The sequence below is a fragment of the Bacillus sp. FJAT-52991 genome, assembly GCF_037201805.1.
Classification (GTDB): Bacteria; Bacillota; Bacilli; order Bacillales; family Domibacillaceae; genus Bacillus_CE; species Bacillus_CE kandeliae.
Window position 1 is genome coordinate 1,332,043 of record NZ_CP147404.1, and the last position, 24,417, is coordinate 1,356,459.

Consider the following 24,417-nt stretch of genomic DNA (forward strand, 5'->3'; position numbering starts at 1 on the left):
TTGTTAGGAGAGAGAGAAATGCAAGCAAGAGATATCTCCGTGTTATTGAGTGTAATTTTAATAGTTGCCATGTTAATTATTCCGTTGCCATCATGGTTATTGAGTGTATTAATCATTGTTAATATTTCTCTTGCACTTTTAGTTTTACTTATTTCGATGAATATGCGAGAGGCATTGGAGTTTTCAATTTTCCCATCGCTTTTACTATTGTTGACATTATTCCGTTTAGGGCTAAATGTGTCTACCACTCGTTCGATCTTAAGTAAGGGTGAAGCAGGTGGCGTTGTTGAGACGTTCGGAACATTTGTTGTCGGCGGAAATATAGTCGTTGGGATGGTTGTCTTTTTAATCTTAATTATTATTCAGTTTATTGTTATTACAAAAGGATCTGAACGTGTGTCTGAGGTGGCCGCTCGCTTCACTCTTGATGCGATGCCAGGGAAACAAATGAGTATTGACGCCGATTTAAATGCCGGAATGATTTCTGAACAAGAAGCGAGAGAACGCCGGGAAAAGGTTAGCCGTGAAGCAGACTTTTATGGAGCGATGGACGGTGCGACCAAGTTTGTGAAAGGTGATGCGATCGCCGGTATTATCATCGTCATCATTAATCTAATTTTTGGTATTATCATCGGTACTGTTCAACAAGGATTGTCATTATCGGAGGCGGCCGCACGATATTCCTTATTAACGGTAGGAGATGGAATTGTCTCACAAGTTCCAGCCCTATTAATTTCTACAGCGACAGGGATTGTGGTGACAAGAGCAGCTTCGAAAGGAAATTTAGGCGAGGACGTTATGTCTCAGTTACTCGCTTATCCGATGATGCTGTATGTCGCAGCAGGAACGATTTTTTTATTAGGGGTTGCGACACCTATTAGCGATTTATTAACGATACCGATTGCGGGTCTGTTAGCAGGAGGAGCCTTCATGCTACAAAGAGCGCCGGAGAAGGATGAGGTAGACTTGATCGAAGCTGAAGAAGAAATTGAAACAGCAGAGTTAAAGAGTCCTGAAAGTGTCGTTAATTTATTAAATATTGATCCGATTGAATTTGAATTTGGATATGGTTTGATTCCATTAGCAGATGCTACACAAGGTGGAGATTTACTAGATCGGGTAGTAATGATTCGCCGTCAACTTGCCATTGAGTTAGGGTTAGTCATTCCGGTTGTCCGCATTCGTGATAATATTCAACTTCAACCAAATGAATATCAGATTAAAATTAAAGGTAGTGTCATGGCACAAGGAGATTTGCTATTAGACCATTATTTAGCGATGAGTCCAGGTGAAGAAGATGATTCAATTGAAGGAATTGATACGATTGAACCTTCTTTTGGTTTACCGGCTAAATGGATTACAGAGGAAATGAAAGAGCAGGCTGAAATACTGGGCTATACCGTGGTCGACCCTCCAAGTGTAGTATCGACACATTTAACAGAAGTGATTAAAGCAAATGCGCATGAATTACTTGGTCGTCAAGAAACGCAGCAATTGATTGAACATTTGAAAGAAGCGTACCCAATTTTAGTAGAAGAAGTGACACCAAATCCATTGTCTGTAGGAGAAGTGCAAAAGGTATTGGCTAAGTTACTGAAAGAAAATATTTCCATCAGAAACTTACCAGTCATATTTGAAACTCTCGCGGATTTTGGCAAAATGTCATCAGATACCGATCTATTAACGGAGTATGTCCGTCAGGCACTTGCAAGGCAAATTACAAGACAATACATAGAAAGTGATGATTCTTTAAAAGTAATCACGCTTTCTGGTGGAATTGAAAAATTAATAGCCGATAGTGTCCAACAAACAGAACATGGAAACTTTTTATCATTAGATCCAATGGATTCTCAACGAATAATTGAAGCGATGGCTGCTCAAGTGGAGCAAGTTTCTTTTATGCAGCAAACACCGATTATTCTATGTTCACCAGCGATTCGGATGTACATTAAACAATTATCCGAGAGATATTTTCCACAACTTCCGATTCTTTCATATAACGAGCTTGAACCAAATGTTGAAGTGCAAAGTGTTGGGGTGGTGAACATAGATTGAAAGTAAAAAAATATCGGGCTTCCTCTATGCAAGAAGCCATGAAAAAAATTCGAGCGGATCTAGGGAAACAAGCGGTTATTCTTCAATCAAAAACGGTCTATACAGGTGGCTTTTTCGGCTTATTTAAAAAGAAAGCGATTGAAGTCGTAGCTGCAATTGATCCGCATGCTCGCCCGGAAGTGAAAGAAAAGCCTCGAATGGTTCCAATGATTGAAAAAAGCCAACCTACAGTTCAATCCATAAACAATGCGGAGGTGCTCTCTAAAGAAGTAAAAGAGTTAAAAAAAATATTAGAGCAGTATTCTCGTGACAACCAAAAAGTTCTTGAAGGTGTACCAGAAGAATTGCAGCCACCATTAGTCGTATTAAAAGAGCAGGAAGTGTCAGACGCTTTAATTATGGAGTTAAAGCAAGCTCTGTTATTAAAATGGAAGAACTCCAAGGGGCATGTGGACGAACAAGAGGCGCTTGCGTGGGCGAAAGAATGGTTATTACACAAAATTAAGCCGTTACAAGAAAGAGCGGATCAAAAGAAAAAATATATCAATATTGTTGGACCAACGGGTGTTGGAAAAACGACCACATTAGCAAAAATGGCGGCTGACAGTGTGTTGGAAAAAGGGAAGAAAGTCGCCTTTATCTCCACTGACACGTACAGAATTGCAGCTATTAATCAATTAAAAACGTATGCTGATTTACTGAAAGTACCGATGCATGTAGCTTATAAGGCGGAAGACTTCACAGGAATCATCAAACAATTGGAAGACTGCGATATTGTCTACATTGATACAGCAGGACGAAATTACCGTGATGAAAGATATGTGAAAGAATTAAAAAATATGATTTCCTTTGAAGAAGAAGTGGAAAGTTATTTAGTGGTGGCCCTTACGTCGAAAGAAAATGATTTGAAGGAGATTATTGATAAATTTTCTCTTATTCCGATCCAAAAGTTCATTTTTACAAAAATGGATGAGACGAAAACACATGGTACCCTTCTTAATTTGATGTGTCATTTTCAAAAAGGAGTGGCCTTTATCGCGAATGGGCAAAACGTCCCGGATGATTTAATGGAAATCGATGCAGAAACAATCGTTGATATTATTTTTGGTGAAGATGTATGACATATGATCAAGCTTCGGGATTGCGACAAAAGGTCAATCGGTTAACTGGAAATTTAGCAAAAACGGTTGCTGTAGTTAGTGGAAAAGGCGGCGTAGGAAAATCTAATATTTCTATGAATTTTGGCTTAAATTTAACACAGTATGGGAAAAAAGTGCTAATATTTGATATGGATATAGGTATGGGAAATATCCATGTGTTATCAGGTATAACAGGCGAACGCTCCATTGTTGAATTTTTTGAAAAGGGATGCAGCCTTGAAGAGTTGATTATAAATGGAACTGAAGGAGTGTCTTATATACTAGGAGGCTCTGGTTTAAGTAAGTTAATTGAATGGGATGACCATTATTTAGAGCGATGGCTATCCGCGATTGAGGAATTACAATACCAGTATGATTATTTAATTTTTGATATGGGAGCAGGAGTGACAAAAGAATCCTTAGAGATACTGATGTCAGTGGAAGATATTTTTGTGGTGACCACACCTGAGCCTACTTCGATTACTGACGCTTATTCGATGCTTAAGTTTATTCACCTTCGAGGAGGAACGAATACGTTTTATCTTGTATGTAATCGAGCAGAAAGTCTTGCAGAAGGTAGGGAAGTGATCATGCGGCTGCAAAATGTAGTGGACCGCTTTTTGCAAAGGGAGATCATTGAGCTTGGAATATTGCCGGAGGATCGGCATGTGAAACAAGCAGTCACGAAACAAATGCCTTTTTCACTTGCTTTTCCGCATGCTTCGATCTCTACAGCATGTAAGACGATGACGAATAATTATTTGACGGGGTCAAACGCCCCTTCATTTAATGGGAAGTCATCTAGATTTATTGAAAAGCTTCGTCATTTTTTCATGAAAGGCAGGGGTGAAAATGAAAAATAAAAAAGTACTCGTGGTAGATGATTCAGCTTTTATGAGGAAGTTGATCACCGATATTTTAAATCACCATCCCGAACTTGATGTAGTAGCGACGGCACGTAATGGCAAGGACGCGATTGCGAAATTTGAGAAATACAAGCCGGATGTTATGACGATGGATGTGGAAATGCCTGAGATGGATGGCCTAGATGCGCTGAGCTACATTATGGAGCACAAACCAACACCTATTGTTATGCTTTCAAGTTTAACGAAAAAAGGCACTGAAACAACGATGCTAGCTATGGAAAAAGGCGCGGTTGATTTTATCGCTAAGCCTTCCGGGACTATTTCAGTGGATTTATACAAAATCAAAGATGAGCTGATTGAAAAAGTGTTAGCAGCTAGTCGGGCTAATGTCCGTCCTATCTCTGTATTCAATAAACCGAAAATTCATAGCAAACCGAGTGTTAAAAAAGCACATGCTTTTCCAACTAATAGGCTAGAATGCTCAAAAACAAACGGGAAAACATTAATTGTGATCGGAACGTCAACAGGAGGTCCACGCGCCCTTCAAAGTGTACTAACGAGGCTTCCAGCCACTCTTAATGCACCTGTATTAATTGTTCAACATATGCCGGCAGGCTTTACTCATTCACTTGCTCAAAGGCTAGATTCACTTTCGGCCATTTCTGTTAAAGAAGCGGAAGACGGTGAGATTTTAAGAAATAATACGGCGTATATTGCACCGGGAAATTATCACTTAAAAGTGAAGAAAGTTGGAGTCTCTTTAGCTGTTCATTTAGATCAAACCCCTGCAGTGAATGGACATCGTCCTTCTGTTGATGTGCTTTTTGAGTCGGTAAGTGAGATATTAGACTACAACAAAGTTGCTGTCGTTATGACAGGTATGGGGGCGGACGGTGCTAATGGCTTATTCAAGCTGAAAGAGACGGGAAATGGGAATGTATCGGCTATTGCTGAGTCCAAAGATACATGTGTAGTGTTTGGAATGCCAAGAGCAGCGATTGCTACACATGTAGTAGATGAAGTAGTACCAGTGGATCAAATTGCAGAAACAATTGTTAAGTATATACCTTAGAGAGGGATGAGCGGCTAATGGAAGTGAATCAATATTTAGAAATTTTCATTGAAGAAAGCAAGGAACATTTGCAAGCAGTAAATGAAAATCTTTTAGTTTTGGAGAAAAATCCAGAAGACATCTCAATTGTTAATGAAATCTTTCGTTCAGCCCATACGTTAAAAGGGATGTCTGCAACGATGGGATATGAGGATTTAGCAAACTTAACACATAAAATGGAGAATGTTTTAGATGCGATTCGAAACCATAAAATCCAAGTTACCGCGGAAATATTAGATGTTGTTTTTGCTTCAATTGACGATCTAGAGGCAATGGTCAATGATATTGCCTCTGGTGGAGATGGAAAAAGAGATGTCACCGCCATTGTTGAAAAACTGTTGAAAATTGAAAATGGAGAGGCATTATCAGCAGCTTCTGAAGAAGTAGCTGCAGCAGTGTCTGAACCATTGGCTCAAACATCATACGCATCTGAATACGATGAATTTGAACGGACAGTAATTGGACAATCTAGGGAACAGGGCTTCTCTTGCCTAGAAATTGAAGTTGAATTAAGAAGTGATTGTGTTCTTAAAGCGGCCAGAGTATTTATGGTCTTTGAAGTGCTTGAAAAATGCGGAGAAGTCATTAAATCAACCCCTTCAACGGAACAATTAGAAGAAGAGAAATTTGATGAAAAGTTCATTGTTACCATCATTACGAAAGATCCTGCTCAAGAAATTGAAAGCAAAGTTAAAAAAGTATCAGAAGTCGTGAATGTCACCATTAGGGAAGTAGAGTTTGAACCTTTAAATGTGAATGCAGCACCGCAACAAGAGGTGCAAACAGAGGTTAGCAAGCCGGCTGAAAATAAAGAAGTGAAAGAAACGAAAGAAGCAAAACAAAATAAACAGCAAGCTGTCGCCAATAAAACGATTCGTGTAAATATTGAACGCTTGGATATTTTGATGAATTTATTCGAAGAGCTTGTGATTGATCGTGGAAGGCTAGAACAAATTTCCGGGGATCTTAATCATCCAGAGCTTAATGAAACCGTGGAGCGGATGTCAAGAATTTCTGGTGATTTACAAAATATCATTTTAAACATGAGAATGGTTCCAGTAGAAACGGTGTTCAACCGTTTTCCGAGAATGGTTCGCCAGCTTGCCCGCGAGTTAAACAAGCAAATTAACTTGGAAATTATCGGGGCGGATACCGAGCTTGATCGTACGGTGATTGATGAAATTGGTGATCCTCTTGTTCACTTAATCCGTAACGCGATTGACCATGGCATAGAAAAGCCAGAAGACCGCAAAGCGAAAGGAAAACCTGCTGAAGGAACGGTGAAACTAAAAGCCTACCATAGCGGAAACCATGTATTTATCGAAATTGAAGATGACGGCGCGGGAATCAACAGAGAAAAAGTGTTGAGTAAAGCTCTTGCAAAAGGAGTCGTAACAGAGGAACAGGCGCTTACCCTTTCAGATAAGCAGGTTTATGAACTGATTTTGGCTTCTGGATTCTCTACAGCTGAACAGGTGTCAGATATTTCAGGACGCGGCGTCGGACTCGATGTCGTAAAAACAACGATTGAATCCCTTGGAGGCTCGATTAGTATCGATGCCTACGAAGGAAAAGGCTCTATCTTTTCGATTCAGTTGCCACTGACGTTATCAATCATTTCTGTCATGCTAGTGGAAGTGGAAAAAGAGAAATATGCCATTCCATTGTCTTCGATTATTGAAACAGCGATTGTGAAGAAAACGGATATTTTAAAAGCACATACACAACAAGTCATTGATTTTCGTGGTAAAGTCGTTCCACTTGTTTTCTTAGAACAAATTTTTGAAGTGCCAACTGTTGAAGAAAAAGATGAATACTATTCAATCGTCATTGTTCGAAAAGGCGATAAAATGGCCGGGCTTGTTGTCGATTCCTTTATTGGTCAACAAGAAGTAGTATTGAAATCACTAGGGAATTATTTAACAAATGTTTTTGCTATTTCAGGTGCTACGATTTTAGGAGATGGCCAGGTTGCCTTAATCGTAGATTGTAATGCATTGATTAAATAATTGATGGAAGGAAGGAAAATGATGAGTAATATGAGTGCTCCGTCTACAATAAAAGTGATTGCCTTTCAACTAATGGATAAAGAATATGCTTTCCCAGTCCATCAAGTCCATTCTATAGAGAAATTAATGCATATTACTCGAGTTCCAGGTACAGTCCCTTTTATTAAAGGCGTTATTAACTTACGTGGGGTTGTTACACCGATTATTGATTTGCGAAATCGATTTAATCTTCCTGATGAACAATATAATGAGAATACTAGAATTATCATTGCCTCTTTTGATGAGATGGAAGTGGGGCTAGTCGTTGATGGAGCGAATGATGTGCTTGATATTTCAAGTGACATCATTGAACCTCAGCCCGATGTTGTTGGTTCTATAGAAGCGGAATATATTACTGGGGTAGCTAAATTAGAGAAAAGGCTTTTAATTTTATTAAGCTTAGAAAAAGTGTTTAAGTAAAGGAGTAAATACATGAGCTATATCGATCAAATTCAAACTCTCCACTTAGACATATTGAAAGAGATTGGAAATATAGGAGCGGGGCATGCGGCGACTGCTCTTTCTACACTTTTAAATAAAAAGGTAGATATGAAAGTGCCTAGCGTAAGGATTGCTAGTTTTAATGAAATGATGGAAATGGCAGGTGGAGCGGACCAAGAAGTGGTTAGTGTCAGCTTAAGGATAGAAGGAGAAGCGAGTGGAAATATGTTTTTCATCCTGTCTTTGGAACAAGCGGAAAATTATATTCGCAATATGACAGGCGATAAACAGTTTTCTTTTCAAGGAATGAATGGAGAAACCATTGGTTACTCTGCTATGCAAGAGCTAGGGAATATTTTGTCTGGGTCTTACTTATCAGCCTTAAGCGACTTTACACAACTGCAGCTTTATCCATCTGTCCCTGAATTAGCGATTGATATGTTTGGCGCCATTATTAGCTTTGGTTTAGTAGAAGCCTCTCAATATGGGGATTATGCAATTGTCATTGACACGGTACTTAAAGAAGAGGAGACAGGTGAAGAGGAGGAAGTGAAAGGGCATTTCTTTTTGCTTCCTGCTCCCTTCTCTTTCCCCACAATATTTCGTGCCTTGGGAGTCGAGATGAATGAATAGAATCAAACAAATCGTGAAAGTAGGGATTGCTGAGCTAAATATCGTTCGTTCTCCGGACAACATTCGGACATCAGGTCTAGGTTCTTGTGTTGGAGTTGTCATTTATGATGAACAGCAGGCTCTTGCAGGAATGGTTCATGTTATGTTACCAGACTCAGCTCTTGCTAAAACCGACAATATTAACAAAGCAAAATTTGCAGATACAGGAATCAGGGAACTACTTAACATTTTAAAAAGAGAAGGCGCTCAAATGTATAGATTAAAAGCAAAGCTTGCAGGCGGCGCCCAAATGTTTCAATTTAGCCCTCAAAGTGATTCTATGAGAATAGGGCCAAGAAATGTTGAAGCGGTCAAACGTAAATTGAGAGAAGAAAACATTCAGATTGCTGCTGAAGATGTTGGTGGTAATAACGGTCGAACCATTGAATTTGATCCGGACACGTGCCGGTTAATGATTCGAACGGTAAATAAAGGAGTTCGAGAAATATAATGAGAGGCTCAATTTTATGGAATATCTGGTTCATGATTGCAGGGTTTACTCTTTATTTTCTACTTTCATTTCCTAATGGGGAACCGTTGCCCGTTATTTTAGGTTCATTTGTTGTGGCTGCCATGTTTTTCATATTGATGTTTATTATTCGTTTCATGTTGTTTATCGCTTTTCCTCCCGATAGTTTTGCTGCGAAGCATGTAGAGGAAGGGCTGTCGGCTCAAGAAGAAACACAAGAAGAAAATCGTGAAGATACAATATCTATTAAAGCTGATCAAGACACTGTAGCTAAACAACTAGAAATGACAGACAGCGAGAAAACTGCTGCAATTATTCGTGAAATGATTAACGAGTGAAGAGAATGGTGGCCCTAATCCACTTCTTTACAAAAATTGCCACCGGACATTTGTAGTTAGTTTCTTAATAATATTATCAAGAACTTTATGAAGCCAGAATAAATCATTTAGAAATAAACTTCTCGACGAGGTTAACCCGAGGAGGAGAGATAGAAAATGCCTAGGATGAATGTTAATGAAGAAGAAAAATTATGGGATGCTTGGTTAAAGAGTCGTGATAGCCAGGCAGGAAACTTGCTGGTGGAAAAGTATATGCCTCTTGTTTCTTTTCATTCGCAACGAATTTCAGCGAATTTGCCACGGAGCGTCAATAAAGAAGATATAAAAAGCTTAGCCTTAATGGGATTATTAGATGCATTAACTAAATTTGATCCGTCTAGGGATTTAAAGTTTGACACATATGCTTCCTTTCGAATTCGCGGCGCCATATTGGATGGTCTGAGAAAAGAAGATTGGCTACCGCGTGGTACAAGAGAAAAAGCGAAGAAGATCGAAGCGAAGATAGAGGAAATGGAGCAAAAATATTTGCGTCGTGTTACGGCTGTTGAAGTAGCGGAGCAGCTCAACTTAAGTGAAGATGAAATTCATCAAACCATGACTGAACACTTATTTGCCAATGTGCTTTCTATGGATGAACATGTACAAGATTCGGATCATTCTGATGCCAAAGGGTTTATATTAAAGGATGAGAAGACGATTTCACCGGAAGAGGAAGTTTTAAAAGGTGAGCTCATCCAAGAGCTTGTACAAGAAATTTCTAAGTTAACAGCAAAAGAGCAAATGGTGCTGAGCTTGTTTTATCATGAAGAACTGACTTTGACTGAAATAGGTGAAGTGATGAGCTTATCGACATCAAGAATCTCCCAAATTCATTCAAAAGCTATTTTCAAACTAAAAAACCAGCTGATAAAGGTGAATGGAACGGCGCCTTCATTAAGGAAAACAAATTAGAGGATAAGAAGGAAACATGACGACACTTTTCATATGGATTTCGCTTATATTAAATGCAGTCGCTCTATTTGCCATTATTCTTCTATTCTTGAGACAAAATCGCTTGTTTGATGTAAAAAAACAACAACAAAAAATTGCTCAAGAAATGGAAGAAATGATGGATGCCTATTTGTTAGAGATGAAAGAGGAAAATGAGAAACTTATTCAACAATTGTCACAAAAATCGACAATAAATGAAATAAAGTCTTCGCCCGTTCAAAAGCAGGAGCTATCGATCCCAAATTTACAACGTGCAAGAGCAGCTAAAGGGTATAAAGCGGCTAGTTCAACAAGCGGAAACGCGATTTTATCGAAAGAAAAGCAGTTTGAAGACGAAATCGCTCTTCTTCACGAACAAGGTTTAACCGTTGAAGACATCGCGAAGAAATTAAATAAAGGAAAGACAGAAGTTGAATTGGCTTTGAAATTTTCAAACATCGGGAAAAATAGTTGATTGCTTTAGAAGGATATGTTATATTTAGTAACGGTGTTAATACACACGTTTGCGGATTTGGACAGATGGTGCTGTTTAAACAGTTTCTGGACGAAAATGAGGCAAGCGGAGGAAAATCAAAACCATTAGGAGGAACAAAACATGTCAGTTATTTCAATGAAACAATTGCTTGAAGCTGGTGTACACTTTGGACACCAAACACGCCGTTGGAACCCAAAAATGAAAAAATATATTTTCCAAGAGCGTAACGGGATCTATATCATCGATCTTCAAAAAACAGTTCGTAAAGTCGAAGAAGCTTATAAATTCGTAAAAGAATTAGCAGAAGATGGCGGAAAAGTTCTTTTCGTTGGTACGAAAAAACAAGCTCAAGAGTCTGTGAAAGAAGAAGCAGAACGTTCTGGTATGTACTATGTAAACCAACGTTGGTTAGGTGGTACATTAACAAACTTCTCGACAATTCAAAAACGTGTACAACGTTTAAAAAACATCGAGAAAATGGAAGAGGATGGAACATTTGAAGTTCTTCCTAAAAAAGAAGTAGTTCAATTGAAAAAAGAACATGAACGCTTAGTGAAATTCTTAGGCGGAATTAGAGATATGAAAGATCTTCCAGATGCATTGTTCATCATTGACCCACGTAAAGAGCGTATTGCGGTTGCTGAAGCTCGCAAATTACACATCCCAATCGTTGGTATTGTTGATACAAACTGTGATCCGGATGAAATCGATTATGTGATCCCAGCAAATGATGATGCGATTCGCGCAGTGAAACTTTTAACTGGAAAAATGGCAGATGCGATTTTAGAAGCTAAACAAGGCGAAGAAACAGTTGAAGTTGCTGCGGCTGAAGAAGTAGCTACTGCTGAGTAACAGTTGTGATAAAAAGGTGATAAGACGAAAGTCCCTTATCACCTTTTTTTAAAGGGAAAAAGCCAGAAAAGGTGTATAGTCAGCTTTTCTGTGCTAATCATATATTTGATAGTTACATACAATTAAAGGAGGAAGAATACTTATGGCAATTACTGCACAAATGGTAAAAGAACTTCGTGAAAAAACAGGCGCAGGCATGATGGACTGTAAAAAAGCTTTAACAGAAACAAACGGGGATATGGAGAAAGCTATTGACTTCCTTCGTGAAAAAGGAATCGCTAAAGCAGCTAAAAAAGCGGACCGTATTGCTGCTGAAGGTACAACTTTCATCAAAGCTGAAGGTAACGAAGCAGTGATCTTAGAAGTAAACTCTGAAACAGATTTCGTTGCAAAAAACGAAGGCTTCCAACAGCTTGTAAAAGAATTAGCGGATCACTTATTAGCAAGCAAACCAGCTTCTATCGAAGAAGCGCATGACCAAACAATGAGCAATGGCAAAACAGTGTCTGAGCAAATCAACGAAGCAGTCGCTAAAATTGGTGAAAAATTAACATTACGCCGTTTTGAAATTGTAACAAAAGGCGACAATGATGCATTTGGCGCTTACCTTCACATGGGTGGACGTATTGGTGTATTAACACTTCTAGAAGGTACAACAGATGAAGAAGCAGCGAAAGATGTAGCGATGCACGCAGCTGCTTTAAGTCCAAAATACATTTCACGTGATGCAGTATCTCAAGAAGAAGTAGAGCGTGAGCGTGAAGTATTAACGCAACAAGCATTAAACGAAGGTAAACCAGAAAACATCGTTGCGAAAATGGTTGAAGGCCGCATCAGCAAATTCTTTGAAGATATTTGCTTAGTGGATCAAACATTCGTTAAAAACCCTGACCAAAAAGTTGGTCAATTTGTAGCATCTAAAGGTGGAACAGTAAAAGCGCTTGTTCGTTATGCTGTTGGTGAAGGAATCGAGAAGCGTCAAGATAACTTTGCTGAGGAAGTAATGAGCCAAGTAAAAAAATAATTCCTTACCATTGCTTCATCAGAAAGAATGTATGGAAAATTGGAAATCCCTTACCGCTTGTTGGTGAGGGATTTCATATAGAAGTTTCGGCAAAATCGTAATCAAAACCATTACATATGGAGGTCTACATGAGCGTTCCAAAGTATAAACGTGTTGTATTAAAGCTTAGTGGAGAGGCATTGGCAGGAGATGCTGGGTTTGGTATTAACCCTAAAGTCATTAAGTCCATTGCAGAACAAGTAAAAGAAATTGCAGAATTAGATGTGGAAGTAGCAGTTGTTGTTGGTGGTGGAAACATTTGGAGAGGGAAAATCGGTAGTGAAATGGGTATGGACCGTGCGACAGCTGATTACATGGGCATGTTAGCAACGGTGATGAATTCGATGGCTTTACAAGATAGTTTAGAGCAACTAGGTATTGAAACTCGTGTTCAAACATCCATTGAAATGCGCCAAGTGGCCGAACCTTACATCCGTCGTCGTGCTATTCGCCATTTAGAAAAGAAACGTGTCGTTATTTTTGCAGCAGGTACAGGAAATCCTTATTTCTCTACAGATACAACCGCTGCTTTAAGAGCTGCTGAAATTGAAGCAGAAGTGATTTTGATGGCAAAAAATAATGTAGACGGTGTATATTCTGCGGATCCACGTGTGGATAAAGAAGCGGTCAAATATAACGAGCTTTCCTATTTAGATGTGTTAAAAGAAGGATTAGCTGTAATGGATTCAACTGCTTCTTCTTTATGTATGGATAACGATATTCCGTTAATTGTGTTCTCTGTAATGGAAAGCGGAAATATTAAACGTGTTGTCATGGGAGATAATATTGGAACAATTGTTAGGGGGAAAGAATAATGCCAACTAAAGTAATGGAACAATTAAATGACAAAATGACAAAAGCAGTTCAAGCTTTTACAAGAGAGTTAGCTTCAATTCGTGCTGGTCGTGCGAGCGCCCAGTTATTAGATCGCGTGACAGTAGAGTATTACGGAGCGCCAACGCCAATTAACCAATTGGCTTCTGTCTCAGTGCCAGAAGCGAGACTGTTAGTGATTCAGCCTTATGATAAAACAGCACTTGGCGACATTGAAAAAGCGATTTTAAAATCAGATTTAGGGCTAACGCCATCCAATGATGGTTCAGTCATTCGTCTGGCTTTCCCTGCTTTAACAGAAGAGCGCCGTAAAGAATTGGCGAAGTTAGTAAAGAAAGAAGCAGAAGATGCAAAAGTCGCTATTCGCAATATTCGTCGCGATGCCAATGAAGACTTTAAAAAGCTTGAAAAAGCGGGCGAAATTACTGAGGATGCTCTACGTGGCCACACGGAAGATGTTCAAAAGGAAACCGATCAATTTATTACGAAAATTGACGAAATCGCCAAAGATAAAGAAAAAGAAATCATGGAAGTTTAACGATCATAACCCTCTTCTTTGTAAGGGGGTTTTCTTGTTTTTAAGAAGAAAAATGAAATACATAAAATTCTACAAAGTAATCATCGAGAGATTTTGGTATTATAATAGGTAGTGTTTTTTAATTACATTGATGAGGTTACATTTGGAGGATATTTTATGATCAACAAAAAGAAGTTGTGGGGAAAGAATGAAGTCCATCATACTGAAGATAAGATTGAACAAATCAAAAAAGATTCGGTTCCGGAACATATTGCCATTATCATGGATGGGAATGGCAGGTGGGCAAAGAAAAGAGCCCTTCCTAGAATTGCTGGTCATCATGAAGGGATGAAAACCGTTAGAAAAATAACGAGATTAGCCAATCGTCTAGGAGTTAAAACGTTAACTTTATACGCTTTTTCGACTGAAAATTGGAAACGTCCCAAACTGGAAGTAGATTTTTTGATGAAGCTTCCAGAAGAGTTTCTTAGTACGTTTTTGCCTGAATTGATTGATGAAAATGTTAGAGTAGAAATGATGGGGGACCGCCAGCAAATTCCTACGCACACATTACGTGCGGTCGACAAAGCCAGAAAAGACACTGAACAAAATGATGGCCTCATTTTAAACTTTGCTTTGAACTATGGGAGTAGAGCAGAGATATTAGATGCAGTGAAATGTATAATGCATGATGTCAAAAATGGTATACTAAAAGAAGATGAATTAAATGAAGAAGTCTTTTCCCGTTATTTAATGACGAAGCATTTAAACGATCCAGACTTACTGATTAGAACGAGTGGGGAAATACGCTTAAGTAATTTTATGCTTTGGCAGCTTGCCTACACAGAATTTTGGTTTTCTGATGTGCTGTGGCCTGACTTTAATGAAACCCACTTACTAGAAGCGATTGAGTCATATCAGCGGCGGTCTCGTCGATTTGGTGGCTTGCAATCATAAATTCGAATTTCGATGAAAGTTAGGAGTTTATAAAATGAAACAACGTATCATAACAGCTGTCATTGCTGCAGCCGTTTTTTTGCCAATTGTACTTTATGGCGGCTGGCCATTTTTACTACTAGCCTTTTTGATGGCCGTAATAGGTCTCGGAGAAGCACTAAGAATGAAACAGATTTCGTTAGCTTCTGTACCAGGAATTCTGTCAATAATCATGTTAGCCATTTTATTAATTCCTAATAAGATGAGCAGTGTAATCGAGCAGGCAGGTTATGACAAATTGCAACTGATGTTGCTCATGGTCTTGTGGTTATTAGTTTACATGGTCATGTCTAAAAATCGCTTTACATTTGAAGATGTAGGCTTTTGTGTCCTTTCTGTATTATATATCGGCTTTGGATTTTATTATTTTATGGAAACGAGAGAAGCGGGAGTTGTATTTATCTTCTTTGCTTTATTTATCACATGGGCAACGGATTCGGGAGCCTATTTCATTGGGCGTTCGTTTGGAAAGCACAAATTGTGGCCTGAAATTAGCCCGAAAAAAACGATTGAGGGTTCTGTAGGAGGTATCCTTTCAGCTGTTGTTGTTGCAGCATTGTTTTATTTCTTCGCCGATATAGATATCGCACTCGCACAGCTATTGATAGGTACGGTCATCCTTTCTGCGTTTGGACAGATTGGTGACCTTGCTGAATCGGCTTTAAAACGCCATTTTGGTGTCAAGGATTCCGGGACGATTTTACCTGGACATGGAGGGATTTTAGATCGTGTGGATAGCTGGCTGTTTGTGTTCCCGCTTATCCATATTTTACAATTTGTTAATTGAAGTTTGGTTGAGGAGATGAATGGGTTTGAAGAAGATAAGTCTATTAGGTGCTACAGGCTCCATTGGACAACAAACGCTCGATGTGATCGAGCATCATAGCGAAGACTTTACTCTCGTTGCTTTTTCGGCTGGAAGAAATATAGAGGAGACAAGAAAAATTATTCACAAGTTTCATCCAGAGCTTGTTTCGGTTCAGGAAAAGGATGATGCTCTTCGTTTGCAAGCAGAATTTCCTTTTCTAAACGTTACGTATGGGGAAGAAGGACTTGTTGAAGTAGCGGTCTATCCTGTAGCACATATATTAGTGAATGCTGTACTTGGTAGTGTAGGTTTGTTTCCAACGATGCAAGCCATTGAAGCAGGTAAGACGATTGCGATAGCGAACAAGGAAACATTAGTGACAGCCGGGCATTTAGTCATGGAGGCGGCACAAAAGCATCATGTTAGTCTATTGCCTGTCGATAGTGAGCATTCGGCCATTTTTCAATGTCTACAAGGAGAACAATCGAAAAATATTGAGCGTTTAATTTTGACAGCATCTGGCGGAAGCTTTCGAGATCGCTCTCGAGAAGAATTGAAACATGTAAGCGTGAAGGAAGCACTCAATCATCCGAACTGGTCAATGGGAGCAAAAATCACGATTGATTCGGCAACGATGATGAATAAAGGTTTAGAAGTAATTGAAGCACATTGGCTGTTTCATTTGCCATATGAGCAAATAGATGTTATTTTACATCGTGAAAGTATTATTCATTCGATGGTCGAATTTCATGATAGTTCAGTTATTGCTCAATTGGGAACGCCGGATATGCGGGTACCCATTCAATACGCTTTAACGTATCCAGATCGCTTTGTACAGCTGGGGTCTAAACGCTTAAATTTAGTAGAGATAGGGAAGTTGCATTTTGAGAAAATGGACCTTGACCGGTTCCGGATGCTAGCATTAGCTTATCAAGCAGGTAAGGCTGGCGGAACGATGCCAACTGTATTAAATGCAGCGAATGAAGAGGCGGTCGCCGCTTTTCTTGCGGGAAAGATTTCATTTTTACAAATTGATGGATTGGTGGAACGTTCTTTAGAACAACATAAGCAAATCTTACACCCGGATTTAGAAACGATTCAGCAAACTGATAAAGAAACAAGGATTTTCGTCCACTCACTTTTATAAAAAAAGGTGGTTATACATTTGAACACAGTGATAGCATTTATTGTAATATTTGGCGCGCTCGTTTTTTTTCATGAATTAGGGCATTTCATTTTTGCCAAAAGAGCGGGTATCCTTTGCCGAGAGTTTGCGATCGGCTTTGGGCCGAAAATATTTGCTCATAAAAAAGGAGAAACAGTTTATACTCTTCGTCTCTTGCCGTTAGGTGGTTATGTTCGCATGGCTGGTGAGGACCCTGAAATGGTCGATTTAAAAGCTGGTCATCGAGTTGGTGTCGTATGTAATGAACAAGAGGAAATTGTCAAAATTATTGTTAATGGAAAGGATCGTTACCCGAAAGCTCGTGTTATTGAGGTCGAGGAAGCCGATCTTGAACATCAACTGCTTATACGAGGCTATGAGGATGGGGAAGAGGAATTGAAATCCTTTTCTATTCATCGAGAAGCTGTCATTGCTGAGGATGGAATCGAAACGCAAATTTCTCCGTGGGATCGACAGTTTTCGTCAAAAACACTTGGGCAACGCGCCATAACTATTTTTGCTGGACCACTATTTAACTTTATTTTAGCGTTCATCGTGTTTATTATCATTGCTTTGGTTCAAGGAATTCCAACGAACGAGCCTGAATTAGGTCAATTAACGCCTGATGGTGCGGCAAAAGAAGCAGGGTTAGTTCAAGGGGACAAAATCATCAGCATCAATGGTGAAGGTATGTCGAGTTGGCAGGAAATTGTAGAATTGATTCAGAAAAATCCACAGACAGAAATGGACTTTACGGTGGAAAGAGACGGAAACACGTTACAAATTCCTGTTACACCAGATTCACGTCAAATTGAAGGTGAAGAAAAAGAAAGTGGTGTGATTGGCGTTTACGGTCCAGTCGAAAAAGATTTCTTTGGCTCCATTGTATATGCTGCAAAGGAAACATACTTCTGGACGACGGAAATTTTTAAAATGGTCGGCAAACTAGTAACGGGTCAATTTTCCATCGATATGCTCTCTGGACCAGTTGGGATTTATGTCTCTACAGAGGTAGTCGCTCAATCTGGTATAATGAATTTAATGAAATGGGCAGGGGTATTAAGTATCAACCTTGGGATTATGAACTTATTACCACTTCCAGCACTTGATGGTGGGAGATTGTTATTCTTCTTAGTAGAAGCTGTCCGAGGCAAGCCGATTGATCGTCATAAAGAAGGGATGGTTCATTTCGTCGGGTTTGCATTATTAATGCTGTTAATGATCGTTGTTACTTGGAATGATATTCAACGATTCTTTTTACAATAATATAGTTTGAGGTGTATGTCATGAAACAAAGCCAAACGTTAATTCCTACATTAAGAGAAACTCCTGCTGATGCAGAGGTGAAAAATCATCAGCTGTTATTAAAAGCTGGATTTATTAGACAAAATGCTAGCGGGGTGTATAGTTATTTACCACTTGGCAAAAAAGTGTTGCGAAAAGTGGAAGAAATTGTTCGTGAAGAAATGGACGCTGCTGGAGCAGTAGAATTGTTAATGCCGGCTTTACAACAAGCTGAGCTTTGGCAAGAATCAGGCCGTTGGTATACGTATGGTCCGGAGTTGATGCGCTTAAAAGATCGTCATGATCGTGAATTTGCATTAGGGGCGACTCATGAAGAAGTTATTACCAGCTTAGTTCGTGATGAAATCAAATCGTACAAGCGTCTGCCGTTGACGTTATACCAAATTCAGACAAAGTTCCGTGATGAAAAGCGCCCGCGTTTCGGCTTGCTTCGTGGAAGAGAGTTTGTGATGAAGGATGCTTACTCTTTCCACGCTTCTCAGGAAAGTCTAGATGAAGTGTATGATCGTTTATTTACTGCTTATTCGAATGTATTCCGTCGCTGTGGCTTGAATTTCCGAGCGGTAATTGCGGACTCTGGAGCGATGGGTGGGAAAGACACGCATGAATTCATGGTGCTGTCAGATATCGGAGAAGATACGATTGCTTATTCTGATCAATCCAATTATGCGGCTAATATCGAAATGGCTCCTGTTGTTACAACATATGAAAAAAGCGATGAATCAGAAAAAGAGAAAGAAAAAGTGGTTACCCCAAATGCGAAAACAATTGAAGACGTTTCTGCTTTGTTAAATGTAGCCCCAGAAAAATGTATTAAATCTCTTTTATTTAAAGTAGATGAAGAGTACGTTCTTGTTCTTGCTAGAGGCGATCATGAAGTAAATGATATTAAGTTGAAAAACTTGCTACAAGCGGATCAAGTGGAGTTAGCTCTTCCTGAAACAGTCAGCGATATTTTAGGTTGCTCAATCGGTTCTCTTGGCCCTGTAGATATGAAGGGTGACGTGAAAGTAATAGCGGATCATGCCGTACAAGCCATTACGAATCTGGTGTGTGGCGCAAATGAAGAAGGATTCCATTATATCAACGTCAATGCAGAAAGAGATTTCACAGTCGATCAATATGCGGATCTTCGCTTTATTCAAGAGGGCGATGCTTCTCCTGATGGACAAGGCACTATTAAGTTTGCCAAAGGAATTGAAGTGGGCCATGTCTTTAAATTAGGAACTCGTTACAGTGAAGCGATGAATGCGACTTATTTGGACGAAAATGGACGCACTCAACCGATGATTATGGGATGTTACGGTATTGGTGTATCCCGCACATTAGCTGCAGTCGCTGAACAATTTAACGATGAGAAAGGCTTCATTTGGCCGAAAGCGTTAACTCCATATGATGTTCATCTCGTTCCAATCAATATGAAAGATGATCACCAACGCGAGTTAGCTGAACAGCTTTATGACCTGCTTCGTGAAAAACGTTTTGATGTCTTGATGGATGATCGTGCAGAGCGACCTGGTGTTAAATTTGCCGATAGTGATCTAATTGGTTTACCTGTTCGAATTACAGTGGGCAAAAAAGCATCTGAAGGAATTGTAGAAGTAAAGGTACGCTCAACTGGAGAAACGATTGAAGTACCTAAGGAACAATTAGTGACAGCATTAGATGAATTGCTTCGCACAATATCTTAATGTATAGATGAAATGATGGATAAATTAGCTATCAAACTTCTAGAAATGGACAAGAAGTTTTTTGGTGGAGGAGAGAAAAAGGTGCCTGCTTTAGGTACCTTTTTCTTCCGATTATAAAAAATTGGGAGGCGTAAAAATGAGTGAGGAATCCCAAGGGAAACGACAAAGGTTTCAATTATTACTACAGCAGTTAAATTTGATCGATGATGCCATTGTGAAGCACTTTGAAGGAGCGGAAATTTCTAAACTGACGGTGGAGCGACAACAGAAAAGATGGCATTTTTCATTTTTAGTGGAACAAATTGTTCCTTATCAAGTGTTGGAGCTGTTCATGAATCAGTTAGTGCACACTTTTAAAGAAATTGCTACGGTCACATTTTCAATTAAAGCAAAAAATCCAGAAGTGTCAGAGGTATTGATCAGACAATACTGGAATCTCTGTGTGAAGCAGCTAGAAGGTATTTCGCCACCCATGCTTGCTTTACTAATGAAACAGCCGCCTACTGTAAAAGGGAATAAGCTTGTGGTTGCAGTAAATAATGAAGCGGAAGGGATGGCATTAAAGAATAAGTATGGGGAATGGGTGGTCCATATTTATCAAAATTATGGCTTTCCCTCTTTCGCATTTGATGTAGAAATTATTGAGGCAGAAAAAGATGAAGCCTTTCAGCAATTTTTGGAGGCGAAACAAAAAGAAGATGCTGAGCGAGCGATGCAAGCTGTTGTTGATATGCAAAAACGAGAAGCAAGTGCAAAAGAGGAGGGGCAGGAATTTGACGGTCCATTAATGATTGGTTTGAAGATCAAAGAAGATGCCGAATTTAAAAAGCTTGAAGAAATTCAAGATGAAGAACGGCGTATTGCGATCGAAGGTTACGTATTCGATGCGGAAACAAAAGAGCTTCGCAGTGGCCGAACATTGTTAACTTTTAAAATTACTGATTACACTGATTCTCTTTTAGTGAAAATGTTTTCTCGAGATAAAGAAGATGCGGCCCTGTTAAGCAGAGTCAAAAAAGGGATGTGGGTGAGAGCGCGGGGAACGGTTCAAAATGATACATTTGTTCGAGATCTTGTGATGATTGCCAATGATATCAATGAATTTTCGCCAGTTACTCGCCGAGATACAGCTCCAGAAGACGAGAAGCGAGTAGAGCTTCATCTGCATACGCCAATGAGTCAAATGGATGCTGTTACCCCTGTGAGTGAACTCGTCGCTCAAGCCAGTAAATGGGGTCATAAAGCGATCGCCATTACTGATCATGCCGTTACCCAATCATTCCCTGAAGCGTATAGCGCCGGAAAGAAAAATGGAATTAAAGTATTGTATGGACTTGAAGCGAACTTAGTCGATGATGGCGTACCGATTGCCTATCATGATGCCCATCGTTTTTTACCGGATGAAACATATGTCGTCTTCGATGTAGAGACAACGGGATTATCAGCTGTCTATGATACGATTATTGAATTAGCTGGTGTCAAGATTAAGAATGGAGAGATTATTGATCGATTCGAATCCTTTGCGAATCCGCATCATCCCTTATCAGCTACCACCATTAATTTAACGGGAATTACGGATGATTTAGTTGAAAATGCCCCTGAAGTAGAAGAGGTATTACAAAAGTTTAAAGAGTGGACAGCGGATGCGATCTTAGTCGCTCATAATGCTTCCTTTGATATGGGCTTTCTTCAAGTAGGGTATGAGCGCTACAAAATCGAAAAGGCAATGAATCCTGTCATTGATACGTTAGAGTTAGCGAGGTTTTTATATCCTAGTATGAAAAATCATCGCTTAAATACGTTAGCGAAGAAATTTGATGTGGAATTAACTCAGCATCACCGAGCGATTTATGATGCGGAAGCGACCGGCTATTTAATGTTGAAAATGTTACAAGATGCATCTGAAAAAGGAATTACGTATCACGATCAATTTAATGAGCATATGGGGGAGGGAGATGCCTATAAGCGAGCTCGCCCTTACCACTGTACGATTTTTGCCCAAAATGATGTCGGCTTAAAAAACTTGTTTAAATTAGTATCTACTTCTCATATTAACTACTTTTATCGCGTGCCGAGAATACCGCGGTCCGTCTTACAAAAACATCGTGAAGGCTTGATCATCGGTTCAGGCTGTGATAAGGGTGAAGTGTTTGAAAGCATGATGCAAAAAGGTAGTGAAGAAGCAGAGAAAAAAGCCGTTTTCTATGATTATTTAGAAATTCATCCGAAAGAAGTTTATGCTCATTTATTAGAGCTTGAATTAGTTCGTGATGATCATGCGCTCGAAGATATTCTTTCTAAGATTGTGGAAATTGGTGATAAATTAAAGCTGCCTGTTTGTGCAACAGGAAATGTTCATTATTTAAATCCAACAGATAAGATTCACCGCAAAATTTTGGTGAATTCTCAAGGTGGGGCTAATCCGCTCAATCGTCATCAACTGCCAGATGTTCATTTTCGAACAACGAATGAGATGCTTGATGCGTTCAGTTTTTTAGGAAAAGATAAAGCGAAAGAAGTTGTCGTGCTCAATCCAAATAAAGTTGCTGATCGTTTAGATGAGATCAAGCCGATTAAAGATGATCTATATACACCGAAAATCGAAGGGGCGGATGATGAGACGCGTGAAATGAGTTACGAAATGGCGCGCAGCATATACGGAGAGGAACTTCCAGAAATCGTAGAGGCCCGTTTGGAAAAAGAGTTAAAAAGTATTATCGGACACGGTTTTGCCGTTATTTATTTGATTTCACATAAACTTGTAAAAAAATCACTTGTAGATGGCTATCTTGTTGGCTCACGTGGTTCGGTAGGGTCATCATTCGTTGCGACGATGATGGAAATTACCGAAGTAAATCCATTGCCGCCGCATTATGTGTGTTCGAAATGTAAACAGTCGGAGTTCTTTAATGACGGTTCTGTCGGTTCAGGATTTGACCTTCCGGATAAAAACTGTCCAAATTGTAATATAAGCTACACGAAGGATGGTCATGATATCCCGTTTGAAACGTTTCTTGGATTTAAAGGGGATAAAGTCCCGGATATTGATTTGAACTTTTCTGGTGAGTATCAGCCGAAAGCTCATAACTATACAAAAGTACTATTTGGTGAAGACAATGTATATCGAGCGGGAACGATTGGTACAGTTGCTGATAAAACGGCTTTTGGGTATGTGAAGGGATACTCTGCTGATAATAACTTGCAAATTCGCGGCGCAGAAGTGGATCGCTTAGCGAAAGGCTGTACAGGGGTTAAGCGGACGACAGGACAGCATCCAGGGGGGATTATCGTTGTGCCTGATTACATGGACATTTATGATTTCTCCCCAATTCAATACCCGGCGGATAGTGATAAATCAGAATGGAGAACAACGCATTTTGATTTCCATTCGATCCATGATAATTTATTGAAGCTTGATATTCTTGGACACGATGATCCGACGGTGATCCGGATGCTGCAAGATTTATCTGGTATTGATCCAAAAACAATTCCTACCGATGATCCAGAAGTGATGAAAATCTTCAGCGGAACAGAATCTCTTGGTGTGACAGAAGAGCAAATCATGTGTAAAACAGGAACGCTTGGGATCCCTGAATTTGGAACGAGATTCGTTCGACAAATGCTTGAAGATACGAAACCGACGACTTTTTCCGAACTCGTACAGATTTCTGGATTATCTCATGGGACAGATGTTTGGCTCGGGAATGCTCAAGAGCTGATTCATAATGGGATTTGTGAACTGAGCGATGTAATCGGCTGTCGTGATGATATTATGGTGTATTTAATTTATCAAGATCTCGATCCTGCCTTCGCCTTTAAAATTATGGAGTCCGTTCGTAAAGGAAAAGGGCTAACAGAGGAAATGGAAGAAGAAATGCGCAATAAAAAAGTTCCTGAATGGTATATTGATTCGTGTAAAAAGATCAAATACATGTTTCCCAAGGCTCACGCCGCTGCGTACGTATTAATGGCTGTTCGGATTGCTTACTTTAAAGTACATTTGCCGCTGCTTTATTATGCTGCATATTTTACTGTGCGCGCGGAGGATTTTGATATTGAAGCGATGGTTAGAGGTTCGGCCGCTATTACATCGAAGCTAGAAGAGATCAATGCGAAAGGGCTCGATGCTTCACCGAAAGAAAAGAACTTGTTGACTGTTTTAGAGTTAGCTCTTGAAATGAGTGAACGAGGATTCTCTTTCCAAAAAGTAGATTTATACCGCTCCAGTGCTGATCAATTTGTGATCGATGGTCAATCGCTTATTCCGCCGTTTAATGCGATTCCTGGTCTAGGAACGAACGCTGCCTATAATATTGTAAAAGCACGTGAAGAAGGGGAGTTTTTATCGAAAGAAGATTTACAACAGCGAGGCAAGGTATCCAAGACTATTATTGAGTATTTAGATAATCATGGGTGTCTCGCTTCACTACCGGATCAGAATCAATTGTCATTATTTTAGCCTTGACACACCTTAGTTGCATATATGTGATGGATGTGGTATATTTTTAATGGAAATACTAATTGATAACTCTCTTTGAAAGAGTGGGGCATCCCCACTCTTTCGTGTTTGTATAGAGTTTCA

Annotated in this window: 22 protein-coding genes; all 22 read left to right on the forward strand. The window is 39.5% G+C overall.

Features of this window, described 5'->3' with window-relative positions; translation table 11 throughout:
- Positions 1 to 18: 18 nt before the first annotated feature.
- Positions 19 to 2,055, forward strand: coding sequence for a flagellar biosynthesis protein FlhA (gene flhA / locus WDJ61_RS06900; protein WP_338754027.1), 2,037 nt, complete (start codon positions 19 to 21; stop codon positions 2,053 to 2,055).
- Positions 2,052 to 3,176: a flagellar biosynthesis protein FlhF gene (gene flhF, locus WDJ61_RS06905; RefSeq protein WP_338754030.1), complete on the forward strand. Its 1,125-nt coding sequence runs from the start codon at positions 2,052 to 2,054 to the stop codon at positions 3,174 to 3,176. Before flhA ends, flhF begins: the two co-directional genes overlap by 4 nt.
- Complete coding sequence (locus tag WDJ61_RS06910) at positions 3,173 to 4,057, forward strand: MinD/ParA family protein (protein WP_338754032.1); 885 nt, start codon at positions 3,173 to 3,175, stop codon at positions 4,055 to 4,057. Before flhF ends, WDJ61_RS06910 begins: the two co-directional genes overlap by 4 nt.
- The gene (locus tag WDJ61_RS06915) at positions 4,047 to 5,132 is read left to right on the forward strand and encodes a chemotaxis response regulator protein-glutamate methylesterase (protein WP_338754033.1); all 1,086 of its coding nucleotides are present in this window, start codon (positions 4,047 to 4,049) and stop codon (positions 5,130 to 5,132) included. Before WDJ61_RS06910 ends, WDJ61_RS06915 begins: the two co-directional genes overlap by 11 nt.
- 17 nt (positions 5,133 to 5,149) lie before the next feature.
- Entirely contained in the window at positions 5,150 to 7,180 is a 2,031-nt protein-coding gene (locus tag WDJ61_RS06920; RefSeq protein ID WP_338754034.1) for a chemotaxis protein CheA, read from the forward strand.
- Positions 7,181 to 7,201: 21 nt separating this feature from the next.
- The gene (locus WDJ61_RS06925; RefSeq protein WP_338754035.1) at positions 7,202 to 7,639 is read left to right on the forward strand and encodes a chemotaxis protein CheW; all 438 of its coding nucleotides are present in this window, start codon (positions 7,202 to 7,204) and stop codon (positions 7,637 to 7,639) included.
- A gap of 12 nt (positions 7,640 to 7,651) precedes the next feature.
- The gene (locus tag WDJ61_RS06930) at positions 7,652 to 8,293 is read left to right on the forward strand and encodes a chemotaxis protein CheC (RefSeq protein WP_338754036.1); all 642 of its coding nucleotides are present in this window, start codon (positions 7,652 to 7,654) and stop codon (positions 8,291 to 8,293) included.
- Positions 8,286 to 8,783: a chemotaxis protein CheD gene (locus WDJ61_RS06935; RefSeq protein WP_338754037.1), complete on the forward strand. Its 498-nt coding sequence runs from the start codon at positions 8,286 to 8,288 to the stop codon at positions 8,781 to 8,783. Before WDJ61_RS06930 ends, WDJ61_RS06935 begins: the two co-directional genes overlap by 8 nt.
- On the forward strand, positions 8,783 to 9,139 hold the full coding sequence (locus WDJ61_RS06940) for a hypothetical protein (RefSeq protein ID WP_338754039.1): 357 nt from the start codon (positions 8,783 to 8,785) through the stop codon (positions 9,137 to 9,139). The genes WDJ61_RS06935 and WDJ61_RS06940 overlap by 1 nt, the downstream gene beginning before the upstream one ends.
- 156 nt (positions 9,140 to 9,295) lie before the next feature.
- A complete protein-coding gene (locus WDJ61_RS06945; protein ID WP_338754041.1) occupies positions 9,296 to 10,090 on the forward strand; it encodes a FliA/WhiG family RNA polymerase sigma factor in 795 nt (264 codons plus the stop codon).
- 16 nt (positions 10,091 to 10,106) lie between these two features.
- Positions 10,107 to 10,583: a hypothetical protein gene (locus tag WDJ61_RS06950; protein WP_338754043.1), complete on the forward strand. Its 477-nt coding sequence runs from the start codon at positions 10,107 to 10,109 to the stop codon at positions 10,581 to 10,583.
- Positions 10,580 to 10,756, forward strand: a complete 177-nt coding sequence (locus WDJ61_RS06955; RefSeq protein WP_338754045.1) for a hypothetical protein — start codon at positions 10,580 to 10,582, stop codon at positions 10,754 to 10,756. The genes WDJ61_RS06950 and WDJ61_RS06955 overlap by 4 nt, the downstream gene beginning before the upstream one ends.
- Entirely contained in the window at positions 10,725 to 11,456 is a 732-nt protein-coding gene (gene rpsB / locus WDJ61_RS06960; RefSeq protein WP_338754047.1) for a 30S ribosomal protein S2, read from the forward strand. The genes WDJ61_RS06955 and rpsB overlap by 32 nt, the downstream gene beginning before the upstream one ends.
- 142 nt (positions 11,457 to 11,598) lie before the next feature.
- Positions 11,599 to 12,480, forward strand: coding sequence for a translation elongation factor Ts (gene tsf / locus WDJ61_RS06965; protein WP_338754049.1), 882 nt, complete (start codon positions 11,599 to 11,601; stop codon positions 12,478 to 12,480).
- A gap of 128 nt (positions 12,481 to 12,608) precedes the next feature.
- Positions 12,609 to 13,334, forward strand: a complete 726-nt coding sequence (gene pyrH / locus WDJ61_RS06970; RefSeq protein ID WP_338754051.1) for a UMP kinase — start codon at positions 12,609 to 12,611, stop codon at positions 13,332 to 13,334.
- On the forward strand, positions 13,334 to 13,891 hold the full coding sequence (gene frr, locus WDJ61_RS06975; RefSeq protein ID WP_338754052.1) for a ribosome recycling factor: 558 nt from the start codon (positions 13,334 to 13,336) through the stop codon (positions 13,889 to 13,891). The genes pyrH and frr overlap by 1 nt, the downstream gene beginning before the upstream one ends.
- 156 nt (positions 13,892 to 14,047) lie before the next feature.
- Positions 14,048 to 14,827, forward strand: coding sequence for an isoprenyl transferase (locus WDJ61_RS06980; RefSeq protein ID WP_338754054.1), 780 nt, complete (start codon positions 14,048 to 14,050; stop codon positions 14,825 to 14,827).
- Between the two features lie 34 nt (positions 14,828 to 14,861).
- Complete coding sequence (locus tag WDJ61_RS06985; protein WP_338754055.1) at positions 14,862 to 15,653, forward strand: phosphatidate cytidylyltransferase; 792 nt, start codon at positions 14,862 to 14,864, stop codon at positions 15,651 to 15,653.
- A gap of 25 nt (positions 15,654 to 15,678) precedes the next feature.
- Positions 15,679 to 16,821, forward strand: a complete 1,143-nt coding sequence (gene dxr / locus WDJ61_RS06990) for a 1-deoxy-D-xylulose-5-phosphate reductoisomerase (protein WP_338754056.1) — start codon at positions 15,679 to 15,681, stop codon at positions 16,819 to 16,821.
- 18 nt (positions 16,822 to 16,839) lie between these two features.
- Entirely contained in the window at positions 16,840 to 18,105 is a 1,266-nt protein-coding gene (gene rseP / locus WDJ61_RS06995) for an RIP metalloprotease RseP (RefSeq protein WP_338754057.1), read from the forward strand.
- Positions 18,106 to 18,125: 20 nt separating this feature from the next.
- Positions 18,126 to 19,835 (forward strand): proline--tRNA ligase, encoded by a 1,710-nt coding sequence (locus WDJ61_RS07000; protein ID WP_338754059.1) that lies wholly within the window; start codon positions 18,126 to 18,128, stop codon positions 19,833 to 19,835.
- A gap of 136 nt (positions 19,836 to 19,971) precedes the next feature.
- Positions 19,972 to 24,294, forward strand: a complete 4,323-nt coding sequence (locus tag WDJ61_RS07005; protein ID WP_338754061.1) for a PolC-type DNA polymerase III — start codon at positions 19,972 to 19,974, stop codon at positions 24,292 to 24,294.
- Positions 24,295 to 24,417 lie beyond the last annotated feature (123 nt).